Genomic DNA, 13,120 nt, shown 5'->3' on the forward strand with positions numbered 1-13,120 from the left:
ACAATGTCCGTCGGCATGCCTGGCTACAACGCGACCGCTTCTGACATCGCCGCGGCTTCCGGCGCCAGCCCTGCGGCGCCGGGCGATTCGACCGTGCAGGTCACATCCACCGGGCCGCAGATGATGATGACGGCAGCGGGCGATGCGACACTGCCCGAGCAGGTCGCCTATGTGCCGGTGGCCAAGCCCGGCACCGGCTTCCCGGTCAATGTTCCCGCCGGCTCCGAAACCATTGTCGGCCAGACGCCGCAGTCGCTGCAGCAGTCAGCACAGACCGCGGCCGCAACGGACGCCGTGGCGCAGAAGATCGCCGCCGCCGATGCCGGCGTGACCGCGCCGAAACCGACTGCCGCGGCACCCGCGCCCGGCGAGGTCTACGTGACCGCCGCGCCCCAGCAGATCGACACGCCGAAGAAGGGCTTCCTGGCCTCACTGTTCAGCACCACGCCAACCTCGGCGGCACCTGCTCCGCTGGTCAACTCGCGCTCGGGCGAACAGCCTGCGGTTGCTGCCCAGAAGGCCGCCCCGGCAAAGCCGATCATCACGTTGGCCTCAGCCAGTTCCGCCGACAAGCCCTTGCAGCTTGCCTCGCTTGGCAACGAGAGCAACCACATCACCGGCAGCGATGCCTTGCCCGGCGTGCGCCAGACGGCGCTGTTCGAGATCAAGCGCAAATCCGGCCTCGACGACGAAAGCGACGTCGACCTGAACGAGGACGAGGGTTCGGGCGGCGCCTATCAGGTGGCCTCCGCCGCCGGCCTCGCCCGGCTGGCGCCCAATGGCCTGTTGAAGCAAAACGAGAGCGTCGACGTCGCCTGCCTGAAGCCGTCGCTGGTGCGTGTGCTGAAGACCATCGAAGGCCATTACGGCCGCAAGATGATGGTCACATCAGGCTACCGCGACCCGGCCCGCAACCGCCGCGCCAACGGCGCCAAGAATTCGCTGCACATGTATTGCGCCGCCGCCGACATCCAGGTTCCCGGCGTCTCCAAATGGGAACTGGCGAGCTACATCCGAACCATGCCCGGCCGCGGTGGCGTCGGCACCTACTGCCATACCGAATCCGTTCACGTCGACGTCGGCCCCGAGCGCGACTGGAATTGGCGCTGCCGCCGGCGGGGGTAGCATCCCCATTTCGGCAAACGGGCCGAGGGGCTGTTAGCAGCCCGCCGTTTTTTCCGATTAGCTATCAGCGACGTTCGAGATTAGCCGAGGCACCCACGACTGCGCGGCGCGTTCATCCAAAGATGTGCAACGACGCGAGGCCAGAAACCTGCGCTGGCTCACCAAACTGGCTTTTCTTGCCCCTCTTGAAAAAAGTTTCCGCATCTGGCGGCTGATGGGTTGCCGGTTGGCAACAACGCAATTATAAGCCGCTTCGTCTGAGCGCGCCCATCGTCTAGCGGTTAGGACACCGCCCTTTCACGGCGGTAACAGGGGTTCGATTCCCCTTGGGCGTACCAGATCTTTTCAGGAAAACAGGAAGCCTCGCGGCAGCCGCCGAACGAGCAGCGGCTGGAAGGGTGGCGCGGCGCATCGGTTGAAACGGCGAACAGCGGCTGCCGTGCCGAGGTTTCCCTCGGCGCCGGCAATCTCCGGCCACTCACCCCTGGTCGTGCGCTACCTGCGGCCAGCGCTGTAACGCCGCGTGACCACCCTCGGTCAGCGCGTAGACGCCGCGCTCGGCCCTGGCGAACCAGCCATAGACATTGTCCAAGAGGATGCTGGGCGCGCGCGGCGAAATTGCTTTCAGATCGCGCGGGCGTTTCGGCCCGTCGGTCATGGCTGCGGCGCAGGCCAGCGCATCCTGCCGGTAGGCCGTCATGATCGGGGCTCGCGAGCCACCGCCGACCACCGGATCGCCGCGCCGGCGCCGGTGTTCCTCCATCAGCCGCGAGCGCCGCTTTGGATCGCGACGCGGCGGCAGAGCGGCCGGGCTGAGCAGCAATTCGACCTCCCCCTTGCCGCTGACAGCCAGAAGCCCGAAGCCGAGCCGCCGGCACAGCGCGCGAAAACGGCGGTCGTGCTCGCGGCCTTTGCCACGCGCCGACATGCGCGCGGCCAGCCACACTTCGTCGCATGCCGCGGCGCGATCGACACCTTGCAGCACCAGTTCGAGGTTGAACTGCAATTTCAGTTCGCAGATGACCAGCACAGGCGGCTCGCCGTCGCGCACCGCCACGATATCGCAGTGGCCGACTTCGCCCTTCACCGTGAATTCCAGGCTCTCGAGAAACCGCTTCACCGGGATGTAGAGAGACGTTTCCTGCATTGCGCAGGCATAGCCGATTCGGATCGGGTCGGCACAGGGATCGCCGAGAGGCCGACGCCTTGCGCTAAGCCGCCTTGAGACCCACTGTTTGCAAAGGCGGCCGTCAGGCAGGTCTCCGGCATGATAGTCCCGCCATAGCGTTCGACGATTTCCTTGGCGATGACCGACGTCGCCAGGGCCGAGCGCGACCAGTATTTCATCGCCTGTCTCGCGTTCAACAAGGCGCTCGCCGTGGCTGGGACGGCACAATCGACAGCGTAAGACCCGAGATACGTCGACGCCAAGACCGGTCCACGGTTGGCCACACAATGATGAGCGCGTGTGTTTTGAGGCTAGGGGCGGGTGCGCGTCCGGCGCTGCCCTGGTGCGGCATCGTCCGCCTTGAAATGCATCTCGTCCTGGACCGCGGCGAAAAACCGGCGGACATCGTTGGCCGCCGAAGCCGCATCGCAGCCGGCCGCGACCGCCTTGTCGAGGAGTTCGCGCGCCGTGGCCTTCCAGAACGACGTGGCCGTGTCGCCGTGCAGTCTGCCCAGCCTTGCGGCGACCTCGCGCACCAGCACGGTCTGCCGATCTAGCGGGAAGGTACGCACATTGGCTGAAGACATGTTCTGCACCATGAAACCGACGCAACGAATCAGACGCTGCTCTATGGCTCATGCCTAGCTGTGAAGTCGGAAACGGAACCTTAACGCCGCGGAGTCCGCGCCGATTGGAACGAGTCGGTTGGCCGGCTTCCAGGCCAAGCAGAACTCTAGACCCTCAGGCCCCTCGCCTCGCCGGCGCGCTTGGCCGTAACCATCATGTCCCTGGCCAGCAGGCCACTGACCCGGCAAAACGCCATGAAGGCGCGCCATGCGTCCTCAGTCCTGACCACATCCACCGTGGCCCCGAAACAGGCATTGAACGCCGCTTCATAGACCTTGCCCTGTCGCTTCTTTGGCCAGTCATGCAGGATATCCAGCGCCTGTTCGACGCTGTATATTTCCTCTACCGGCAGCCCGGGCGCGGGCGCGATGCGCACCGGCACCTCGAATTGCAATCTGTCCATTCTATATCTCCCGAACTGGCGTCGACCACAGCAACGCCGTTCGTCGTCAAAAGTTGCTTTGGCTGCTTTTGCGCGAAAATGTGTCGTCAGTGCGATCTCGGCATTCGGAGGAGATCGCGAACCTGGATGTCATCTGAGCGGCCGCGCAAGCCAGGAATATCGCCAGTATCAGTCCATTGCCGGCAGTTCTTCCTTGAACCTTGCGGCTTGCAGTGCCAAATCTGGGGAAATTTTCTAACGGGCTGATATGCGCCGCCCGCTTACAGGCAAACGGACACTATGGTCACCTATCTCGACGCCGCCACGGCACCCCTCAGGAACACCGGCCAGATCCGCCTCTACGGCGAAGAAGGATTTGCCGGCATGCGCAAGGCCTGCGATCTCACCGCGCGCTGCCTTGATGAACTGGTGCCGATGGTCCAGCCGGGTGTCACCACCGAGACCATCGACCGTTTCGTCTTCGAATTCGGCATGGACCAAGGCGCGCTACCGGCGACGCTCAACTACCGCGGCTACACCAAAGCGTCCTGCACCTCGATCAACCACGTCGTCTGCCACGGCATTCCAGACAACAAGCCGTTGAAGGATGGCGACATCGTCAACATCGACGTCACCTACATCCTCGACGGCTGGCACGGCGATTCCTCGCGCATGTATCCCGTCGGCACCATCAAGCGCGCCGCCGAACGCCTGCTCGAAGTAACCCACGAGTGCCTGATGCGCGGCATCGCGGCGGTCCGGCCCGGCGCCCGCACCGGCGCCATCGGCGCCGCCATCCAGACCTATGCCGAGGCCGAGCGCTGCTCGGTGGTGCGCGATTTCTGCGGCCACGGCGTTGGCCAGCTGTTCCACGACGCACCCAACATCCTGCACTATGGCACCGCCTCGGAAGGCGTCGAGATGCGGCCGGGCATGATCTTCACCATCGAGCCCATGATCAATCTTGGCCGGCCGCATGTGAAAGTGCTGTCGGACGGCTGGACGGCGGTGACGCGCGACCGCTCGCTGTCGGCGCAGTACGAACACACGATCGGCGTCACCGAAACTGGCTGCGAGATTTTCACCCTGTCGCCAAACAAGCTCGACCGCCCCGGCCTGCCGCCGGTCAGCTGAAAACAAGATCGCCTCAAGCCGCAGCTTTGAGGCGCCGTCGCCGAAAAAACTCGACCGCGCGCTGCTTACCGCTCTAATCTGCCGTCGAAGCCTTCGGGGAGTGTGGGGGGTCGATGGGGAAGAGTGGCGACGACGAACGGGGGTTCTTCTCCGAGCGGTGGCTTGAACCACCGGCGAAGGACAAGACGCCCAAGGACAAACTGACCGAGACGCCACACTATCACGGCCATCGCGACCGTTTGCGCGAGCGCTTCGTTGCCGGCGGCGCAGACGCCCTGCCCGACTACGAACTTCTCGAACTGCTGCTGTTTCGCCTGATCCCGCGCGTCGACACCAAGCCGATCGCCAAGGCGCTTTTGGCGCGCTTCGGCACTTTTGGCGAAGTGCTTGGCGCACCGGTGGCGCTGCTGCAGGAGGTGAAGGGCATCGGCCCCGCCGTGGCCGTCGACCTGAAGGTGATTGCCGCTGCCGCGCAGCGCATGGCGCGGACCGAGGTTCGCGACCGCGAGGTGCTGTCCAACTGGACGCAGCTTCTTGCGTACTGCCGCTCGGCGATGGCGTTCGAGAACCGCGAACATTTCCGCATCCTGTTCCTCGACAAGAAGAACGTGCTGATCGCCGACGAGGTACAGCAGGTCGGCACCGTGGACCACACGCCGGTCTATCCGCGCGAAGTGATCAAGCGCGCGCTCGAACTGTCGGCCAGCGCCGTCATCCTGGTGCATAATCACCCATCAGGCGATCCGACACCATCGCGTGCGGACATCGAAATGACCAAGCAGATCATCGACAGCGCCAAGCCGCTCGGCATCGCCGTCCACGACCACATCATCATCGGCAAGAAAGGCAATGCCTCGATGAAGGGCCTGCTGCTGATCTGAGCCCGACGCTCGCCGGCGCCGTCACCCAAACGCCACCGCTCGCGAGCCAATCAGCAACATTCCGCTTTGGCTCAAATGCCCACGGTTGCGGTGTAGAAGTGATATTGCGACGGAAGCGCCCGCTTCGGCGACAATGTGGTAGACCCGCGAATACGAAGCAGCCAGTTCCCGACAGCCATTGCAGGAGATCTATTCAATGACGCTCGAATGCATAAATCCAAATGACCTGCCGATTCCGGAAATGTACTCCCAGGTCGTCGTTGCGACAGGAAGCAAGCTGGTGTTCGTCTCGGGCCAGCAGCCAGAAGACATACACGGCAAGCTCGTTGGCCATGGTGATTTCGCAGTCCAGGCGCGCCTGGCGTTCGGGAATCTCGGCCGAGCGCTTGCTGCCGCCGGCGCTCGGCCCGAGCAAGTCTGCAAGATCACGATCTACATCGTCGATTACAAACGCGACGAACACGTGCCGATCATCGAAGCGGCCCAGATCGAGCTGTTCGGCGATCACAAGCCGGCAAACGTAGTGGTCGGGATAGCGGTGATGTCTCCCGGCTACCTGATAGAGATCGATGCGATCGCGGTCATCGAGCCGTAGGCCAAGCGAGGACGCGTCAAGTCGCCCAAACAAATCCCGGAACTCGCTGCGAGATTGCCACGACCTTGATCTCTCCATCCATCCACGATCACATCGTCATCGGCAGGAATTGCGATGTCTCGATGAAGAGCCTGCTGCTCACCTGATCAACGTCGGAAACAGGAAACACGCAATGCCCCAGCCCGGCGACGAACCATGGCCGTTCGACAAGCCACGCGCAGCCCTCCTGGTCATCGACATGCAAAGCGACTTCGTCGATGAGGGCGCCGTCATGGAAGTGGCCATGGCCCGCCATCGCATTCCGGCGATGCGGCAGGTGGTCGAGCTTTGCCGCGCGCAAGGCGTCCCGGTGATCTACACCCAGCATGTGCTCAGCGACCATTTCGATATCTCGCCGCTGGAAACCAGCTATCAGCCGAAGCTGAAAACCAAAGGCATGCGGGAAGGCAGCGCCGGCGCCGAAATCGTCGCCGCGCTTGCGCCCTTGCCTGGGGATGTCGTCATCAAAAAGCACCGCTACGATGCCTTCCACAACACGCAGCTCGAGACCGTGTTGCGCAACATCCGTGGCGCAGGCCGGGTCGACACGGTGATCATCATCGGCACCGTGACCAGCATCTGCTGCGAATCCACCGCGCGGAGCGCCTTCATGCGCGACTACAAGGTGGCTTTCATCAGCGACGCCAATGGCGGACTGGACGAGGCATCGCACAATGCAACCCTCGACATCATAGGCAAGGTGTTCGGGCGCGTGATGACGGTTGCCGAGCTTGGGAACCTGTTGCGGAGCTGAGCCCGCGCGTCAGCTGGCGTGCGTCTCAAGCTCCGGCGACGAGCCTGCCCTCAAGAAGGTCGCGCCGCTGCTGCAATTCGCCGGAGACGAATTTGGTGAAGGCGTGGACGCGCGCCGTGCGGCGCAAATCGTCGTGCACCAGCACCCACAGCGCCGAGCCGATCTCCTCGATCAGCCCTCCGACCCTTACAAGCCCGGGCAGGCTGTCGCCGAGATAACAGGGCAGCGCCGCAACCCCGATTCCGGCGCCCGCCGCATACGACATCGTCACCAGGGAATCGGCGCGCATGGCGATCTCGACATCGGGCAGCGACGACCGCATCCAGCGGGCGACGCCGGTGTTGGCTAGGCTGTCGTCGGGCGCGATCCAGCGCAGCGCACCCAATCTCGGCTCCGGGGGTAGCGTTTCGGCATAGGAACGTGTCGCGTAGGCGGCGAAGGCGACGCCCGAAATGCGCCGGCCGACCAGGATTTCCTGCGGTTGCGACACCGGCCTGATCGCCACGTCTGCATCCCTTTGCGTCAGGTTGGCGATGGAATTCTGCGTCATCGCCTCGACCCGTATGCCGGGATGGAGCTTATGAAACGCCGCCAGGATCGGCGGCAGCACCGACGCCATCAGCGTATCGGTGGTGGTGACCCGCAACCTGCCTTCGAACCTGAGATCCTGCCCCGACAGTTTGCGCGCCAGTTCATTGACCGTCTCGGCCATTGTGCGTGCCGCGCCCAGCAGTTCCTCGCCGCCCGCGGTGAGGGCATAACCAGTCGGCAACCGATCGAAAAGGCGGATGCCCAGCCGCGCCTCGAAGGCGTTGACGCGCCGCAGCACAGTCGTGTGGTTCACGCCCAGGATCCGAGCCGCCGCCGCCAGCGAAGCGCCATCGGCGACGGCCAGCACCATGCGCAGATCTTCCCAGTCGATATCGCGTGAGCTGTGCATTCTTGCAGAAAGATAAGAGAAAACGTTGCGCTCTGCGAGTCAAATGACGCTTCACTGTGCAAAAACGCAGAGCAAGCGGGCGAATCGGCATGTCGATCTGCGCATGCGCGCACGCCATATGGAGTCCGACGACGAAAGAACGGTCGCGGAGAAGAGCCATGACGCCGATAGAACTCTACACCTGCCAGACACCCAACGGGCACAAGGCCTCGATCATGCTGGAAGAGGTCGGCCTGCCCTACTCGGTCCGCTTGGTCGACATCGAAAGGGGCGACCAGACCAAGCCTGATTTCCTGGCGCTCAATCCCAACAACAAGATCCCGGTGATCGTCGACCGGGACGCCCGCCGCACGGTCTTCGAATCCGGCGCCATCCTGCACTACCTGGCGCGACGGTCGGGCAAGCTTCAGCCGGTGGGCGCGCAGGAAGCGGACGATACGCTGACCTGGACCTTGTTCCAGGCGGCCCATGTCGGCCCGACGCTTGGCCAATTGTGGAATTACAAAGTCTTCGCGCCGGAAAAAATCCCTTATGTGATCGAGCGTTTTGAGCGCGAAACCGGACGCGTCTTCCGAGTGCTCAATAGCCGGCTCAAGAACTATGAGCACATCGTCGGCAAAAGCTACGGCATCGCCGATGTGATGACATGGCCATGGATCAACGCGGCCGTCACCAGGCTCGGCCTCAGCCTCGATGACGCGCCAGACCTGGCGCGTTGGTATGCCGCCATAGGCCGACGCTCCGCAGTTGTCAGAGGCATTGCCGTTCCCGCCCTGCCCGAAGCATCGGCTGCCGCTTAGATCATGATGAGATTTGGTTGAAATCTCATCATGATCTAACCCTTTGTTGGAGCATGATCTTTTCCAAAAACCGGCACCCACTTTTTGGGATCATGCCCTAGCCGCCGCACCCCGCATTCAAGGAATACGATCGTGGAAATCCTCTTCGTCCCTCTGGCGCTTGTCGCCGGTGGCCTGCTTGCGGTGCAAGCCGGCGCCAATGCCCAACTTTCAAAGGCGGTCGGCTCACCCTTTGCCGCGACCACGCTTCAGCTCGCGGTCGGCGCCATCGTGCTGTTGTCGATCACGGCCCTCACCGGAACGACACCGGCTCTGCTTGCCGTTCGGCAAGCCGAATGGTGGCATGCGATCGGCGGCATGGCTTCGGCCTTCTACGTTGTTTCGACCATTCTTCTGTTCCCTCGCCTTGGCGCCGTCGTATCCGTCGGGCTCTTCATCGCTGGGCAGATGCTTGCATCCTTCGCCCTCGACACGTTCGGCTGGCTCGGGATCCCCGAAGCCGGACTGCGAGCCGGGCCTGCCTTCGGCATGCTCGTCTTGCTTGCCGGGGCTGCCCTCATCGTTCTGGGACAGAAGGGCGCGGCCGACAATACCGCATCCTCAAGACCAGGGTGGATCGGACTGGCGCTGCTGGCAGGCGCCGTGCTTCCGGTGCAAGGCGCTGTAAACGCCTTGCTTCGGCACGACCTTGGCGGCGCGCCGTTTGCGGTCGGCACCATCTCGTTCCTGGTGGCGATGCTGGCCATGGCCGCGGTGCTTCTGATCGCGCTTGCCCTGACGAAGACGCCCCGCCCTCGCCTCGCCGGCCTGTCGTCGATGCCCTGGTGGGGCTGGCTCGGAGGTTTTGCCGGCGCCACCTATGTCACGACCGTGTTCACCGCCATCCCCGTCATCGGAGCGGCAGCTGCCGTCAGCCTGACGGTGGCCGGCCAGCAGGTCGCCGGCATCTTCGTCGACACCTTCGGCTGGTTCCGCCTGCCGCAGCGGCTTGTCTCCGGCATGCGGCTCGCCGGCGTCGTGCTGCTTTTGGCCGGCTGCATCATCATCAAGGCGCTTTGATCCCGCTGGAACAAGGCAAGCCGAATCAAGCCAGCCCCTGCCCTCCCTGATTTGGGGGGTCAGGTGTCGCTCCGGCGTCACCAACGAAGCAAGGTCCGGGCGCCGCAGAAGCAATTTTTCGCTCCTTCCACAACCGGCTCTAGAATTTCGATCGCAAATCACGCATGATGCACTTGGTATTTTCCCGGGACGGCTTCGCGCCCCCTGAAATACCGGGAGGAACGGGACATGCCCATAGTGGTTGTACTCGTTTTGATCGTCGTGGGCTCGGTGTTGTTCCACTTCCTGAGCCCATGGTGGTGGACTCCGATTGCCTCGAATTGGGACTATATCGACAACACCATCATCATCACCTTTTGGATCACCGGCGTCGTCTTCGCCGCGGTCGTCCTATTCATGGCCTATTGCGTCTTCCGCTTCCGTCACCGCGAAGGCAACCAGGCGGCCTACGAACCGGAGAACAAGCGGCTCGAATGGTGGCTGACGATCGTCACCGGAGTGGGTGTTACCGCCATGCTGGTTCCCGGCCTGTTTGTCTGGAGCCGGTTCGTCAATGTTCCAAGCGACGCAACCGTGGTCGAAGTCGTCGGCCAGCAATGGCAGTGGAGTTTCCGCTTGCCCGGCAAGGACGGCAAACTCGGCACATCCGACACCCGCGACGTCACCGCTGAAAATCCGCTGGGCGTGATCGCCAAGGATCCCAGCGGCCAGGACGACGTCGTGGTCGAAGCGGCCGACCTGCATCTGCCGGTCGGCAAGCCGGTCAAGATGCTGCTGCGCTCGATCGATGTGTTGCACGATTTCTACGTTCCGGAATTCCGCGCCAAGATGGACATGATACCGGGCTCGGTCACCTATTTCTGGTTCACCCCCACCAAGACCGGGACCTTCCAGGTTCTGTGCGCCGAACTGTGCGGCCAGGGGCACCCGATGATGCATGGCATCGTCATGGTCGATACCGAGCAGGACTATGTGGCCTGGCTCGACCAGCAGCAGACGTTCGCGCAGTTGTCGGCGCCGCAGCAGACGAGCTCGGTGGAACAGGCGCCGGGCAACGCGACGGCGTCAGCTCTAGAAGTTGCGGCAAAACTCGAAACTGTCGGGTCCCGCTGAAGGGCACGGAGGTGCTCCGCCTATGGTCGATATCACGCCTGCAGATGCCGTCCCGCCCGCCGAAGTCGCGGAAATGGAGCTTTACCATCCGCACAGCTGGTGGACGAAGTATGTCTTCTCGCAGGACGCCAAGGTCATCGCCATCCAGTATTCGGCGACCGCAACGGCCATCGGCCTGGTCGCGCTGGTGCTGTCCTGGCTGATGCGGCTGCAGCTCGGCTTCCCCGGCACGTTCGATTTCATCACCCCCGAGGCCTACTACCAGTTCATCACCATGCACGGCATGATCATGGTGATCTACCTGCTCACGGCACTCTTCCTCGGCGGCTTCGGCAACTACCTGATCCCGCTGATGGTCGGCGCCCGCGACATGGTCTTTCCCTATGTCAACATGCTGAGCTACTGGATCTACCTCCTTGCCGTGCTGGTGCTGGTGTCGAGCTTCTTTGCGCCCGGCGGACCGACCGGCGCCGGGTGGACGCTCTATCCGCCGCAAGCCATCATGACCGGTACACCTGGCGGCCAGGAATGGGGCATCATCCTGATGCTCGTCTCGCTGATCCTGTTCATCATCGGCTTCACCATGGGCGGTCTGAACTATGTCGTGACAGTGCTGCAGGCCCGCACGCGCGGCATGACGATGATGCGCCTGCCGCTGACCGTCTGGGGCATCTTCACCGCCACCGTCATGGCGCTGCTCGCCTTTCCGGCGCTGTTCGTCGCCTGCGTGATGATGCTGCTTGACCGCGCGCTTGGAACCTCCTTTTTCATGCCCGCGGTCGTCGAGATGGGGGAACAGCTACAGCACAATGGCGGCAGCCCGATCCTGTTCCAGCATCTGTTCTGGTTCTTCGGCCACCCGGAAGTCTACATCGTGGCGCTGCCGGCCTTCGGCATCGTCTCCGATCTGATCAGCACGCATGCGCGCAAGAACATTTTTGGCTACCGGATGATGGTCTGGGCCATCGTTGGCATCGGCGCGCTGAGCTTCGTGGTCTGGGCGCACCACATGTATGTCAGCGGCATGCACCCCTATTTCGGCTTCTTCTTCGCCACCACGACACTGATCATCGCCATCCCGACGGCGATCAAGGTCTACAATTGGGTGCTGACGCTGTGGCGGGGCGACATCCATCTCACCATACCGATGCTGTTTGCCATGGCTTTCATCGTCACCTTCGTCAATGGCGGGTTGACCGGGCTGTTTCTCGGCAACGTCGTCGTCGACGTCCCGCTGTCGGACACGATGTTCGTCGTCGCTCACTTCCATATGGTCATGGGTGTTGCTCCGATCGTCGTCATCTTCGGCGCGATCTACCACTGGTACCCGAAGGTCACCGGCCGGATGCTGAACGAGACGCTCGGCCGGTTCCATTTCTGGGTCACATTTCTCGGCGCCTACCTGATCTTCTTTCCCATGCATTACATCGGCCTGATGGGCGTGCCGCGGCGCTATGCCGAACTGACCGACGTGACGGTCATGACGGAGTCGGCGCATCACCTGAACTCGTTCATCAGCATCATGGCGTTTATCGTCGGCTTCGCCCAGATCGTTTTCCTGTTCAATCTTATCTGGAGCATCCGCCATGGGCGCGAGGCCGGTGGCAATCCATGGCGAGCCACGACACTCGAATGGCAAACGCCGCAGACGCCACCGGCGCATGGCAATTTCGGCAAGGATCTGCCGATCGTCTATCGCTGGGCCTATGACTACAGCGTGCCGGGCGCCAAGGAGGACTTCATTCCGCAAAACATGCCGGGCACGTTCGGCCCCTCCAGGGAGCCGGCATGAGCGTCATCCTGGTCTTCCTTCTCGTGATCGCCGGCTTTGCCGGCTGGTGGCTCTCGCATCAGCGGCTGATGGCGAAACCATGGCTCGAGCAAGGTGTGGCAGGAGATTTTGTCGCCTTCGACCGATCGAGCCTGCCGACCGCCAAGATTGGCCTCGGTGTCTTCCTCGCCGTGGTCGGCTGCCTGTTTGCGCTGTTCACCAGCGCCTACTTCATGCGTATGGCGCTGTCGGACTGGCAGCCGCTGCCCATCCCACGCCTGCTCTGGCTCAACACCGGCATGCTGGTGCTGAGCAGCGTTGCGCTGCAATGCGCCTCGATCGCGGCGCGCAAGCGCCAGATGGACACGGTCAGGCTCGGCCTTGCCGCGGCTGGGCTCACCGCGATCGCCTTCCTCATCGGGCAGTTCATGGCATGGCGGGACCTGACCGCCGATGGCTATTTTCTGGCCTCCAATCCGGCCAACAGTTTTTTCTACCTGATAACCGGGATGCACGGCCTGCATATAGTGGGAGGGCTGGTGGGCCTGGGCAGGACAACCGCCGGCGCCTGGAACGGGGCACGGCCGGAACGGCTTTGCCTCAGCGTCGAATTATGCGCCATGTACTGGCATTTCCTGCTTTTCGTCTGGCTCGCCATCTTCGCTCTTTTAGCCGGCTGGGCCGCGACGTTCATCGATATTTGCCGGCAGTTGCTGACCTAGGAGGTCGAGG

Annotated in this window: 14 protein-coding genes and 1 tRNA gene; 11 read left to right on the forward strand and 4 right to left on the reverse strand. The window is 63.0% G+C overall.

What is annotated here, in order from left to right; all coding sequences use genetic code 11:
- Window positions 1-3: 3 nt before the first annotated feature.
- Window positions 4-1,125, forward strand: coding sequence for a YcbK family protein (locus NLY36_RS02820; protein WP_023691126.1), 1,122 nt, complete (start codon window positions 4-6; stop codon window positions 1,123-1,125).
- Between the two features lie 263 nt (window positions 1,126-1,388).
- Window positions 1,389-1,463: transfer RNA gene (locus NLY36_RS02825), tRNA-Glu, on the forward strand.
- A gap of 140 nt (window positions 1,464-1,603) precedes the next feature.
- Here NLY36_RS02825 and NLY36_RS02830 read toward each other — a convergent pair.
- The 3 genes from NLY36_RS02830 to NLY36_RS02840 form a co-directional block, all read right to left on the reverse strand.
- On the reverse strand, window positions 1,604-2,272 hold the full coding sequence (locus tag NLY36_RS02830; protein ID WP_023705981.1) for a DUF2161 domain-containing phosphodiesterase: 669 nt from the start codon (window positions 2,270-2,272) through the stop codon (window positions 1,604-1,606).
- Window positions 2,273-2,604: 332 nt separating this feature from the next.
- The gene (locus NLY36_RS02835; protein ID WP_023681621.1) at window positions 2,605-2,880 is read right to left on the reverse strand and encodes a DUF6074 family protein; all 276 of its coding nucleotides are present in this window, start codon (window positions 2,878-2,880) and stop codon (window positions 2,605-2,607) included.
- 146 nt (window positions 2,881-3,026) lie between these two features.
- On the reverse strand, window positions 3,027-3,323 hold the full coding sequence (locus tag NLY36_RS02840) for a DUF982 domain-containing protein (protein WP_023688240.1): 297 nt from the start codon (window positions 3,321-3,323) through the stop codon (window positions 3,027-3,029).
- A gap of 279 nt (window positions 3,324-3,602) precedes the next feature.
- Between NLY36_RS02840 and map the strand changes: the two genes are divergently transcribed.
- The 4 genes from map (at window position 3,603) to NLY36_RS02860 (ending at window position 6,705) form a co-directional block, all read left to right on the forward strand.
- Window positions 3,603-4,436, forward strand: coding sequence for a type I methionyl aminopeptidase (map, locus tag NLY36_RS02845; RefSeq protein WP_023695465.1), 834 nt, complete (start codon window positions 3,603-3,605; stop codon window positions 4,434-4,436).
- A gap of 113 nt (window positions 4,437-4,549) precedes the next feature.
- Window positions 4,550-5,317, forward strand: a complete 768-nt coding sequence (radC, locus tag NLY36_RS02850) for a RadC family protein (protein WP_023667655.1) — start codon at window positions 4,550-4,552, stop codon at window positions 5,315-5,317.
- A 196-nt stretch (window positions 5,318-5,513) separates the two neighbouring features.
- Complete coding sequence (locus tag NLY36_RS02855; RefSeq protein ID WP_023695466.1) at window positions 5,514-5,912, forward strand: RidA family protein; 399 nt, start codon at window positions 5,514-5,516, stop codon at window positions 5,910-5,912.
- A gap of 172 nt (window positions 5,913-6,084) precedes the next feature.
- Entirely contained in the window at window positions 6,085-6,705 is a 621-nt protein-coding gene (locus NLY36_RS02860) for an isochorismatase family protein (protein WP_023695467.1), read from the forward strand.
- 25 nt (window positions 6,706-6,730) lie between these two features.
- Here the strand turns inward: NLY36_RS02860 and NLY36_RS02865 are convergent, their stop codons facing one another.
- Complete coding sequence (locus NLY36_RS02865; RefSeq protein WP_286461666.1) at window positions 6,731-7,606, reverse strand: LysR family transcriptional regulator; 876 nt, start codon at window positions 7,604-7,606, stop codon at window positions 6,731-6,733.
- Between the two features lie 197 nt (window positions 7,607-7,803).
- Here NLY36_RS02865 and NLY36_RS02870 point away from each other — a divergent pair, with 197 nt between their 5' ends.
- The 5 genes from NLY36_RS02870 to NLY36_RS02890 all read left to right on the forward strand — a co-directional run bounded on the left by NLY36_RS02870 (window position 7,804) and on the right by NLY36_RS02890 (window position 13,110).
- Window positions 7,804-8,445 (forward strand): glutathione S-transferase family protein, encoded by a 642-nt coding sequence (locus NLY36_RS02870; protein WP_031201214.1) that lies wholly within the window; start codon window positions 7,804-7,806, stop codon window positions 8,443-8,445.
- A gap of 132 nt (window positions 8,446-8,577) precedes the next feature.
- Window positions 8,578-9,504, forward strand: coding sequence for a DMT family transporter (locus tag NLY36_RS02875; RefSeq protein ID WP_023667660.1), 927 nt, complete (start codon window positions 8,578-8,580; stop codon window positions 9,502-9,504).
- Between the two features lie 228 nt (window positions 9,505-9,732).
- Window positions 9,733-10,617: a cytochrome c oxidase subunit II gene (locus NLY36_RS02880; protein WP_023695470.1), complete on the forward strand. Its 885-nt coding sequence runs from the start codon at window positions 9,733-9,735 to the stop codon at window positions 10,615-10,617.
- A gap of 22 nt (window positions 10,618-10,639) precedes the next feature.
- Window positions 10,640-12,409, forward strand: coding sequence for a cytochrome c oxidase subunit I (gene ctaD, locus NLY36_RS02885; protein WP_023681631.1), 1,770 nt, complete (start codon window positions 10,640-10,642; stop codon window positions 12,407-12,409).
- Entirely contained in the window at window positions 12,406-13,110 is a 705-nt protein-coding gene (locus NLY36_RS02890) for a cytochrome c oxidase subunit 3 (RefSeq protein ID WP_023735294.1), read from the forward strand. The genes ctaD and NLY36_RS02890 overlap by 4 nt, the downstream gene beginning before the upstream one ends.
- Window positions 13,111-13,120 lie beyond the last annotated feature (10 nt).

This window comes from Mesorhizobium sp. C399B (assembly GCF_030323185.1).
Taxonomy (GTDB): domain Bacteria; phylum Pseudomonadota; class Alphaproteobacteria; order Rhizobiales; family Rhizobiaceae; genus Mesorhizobium.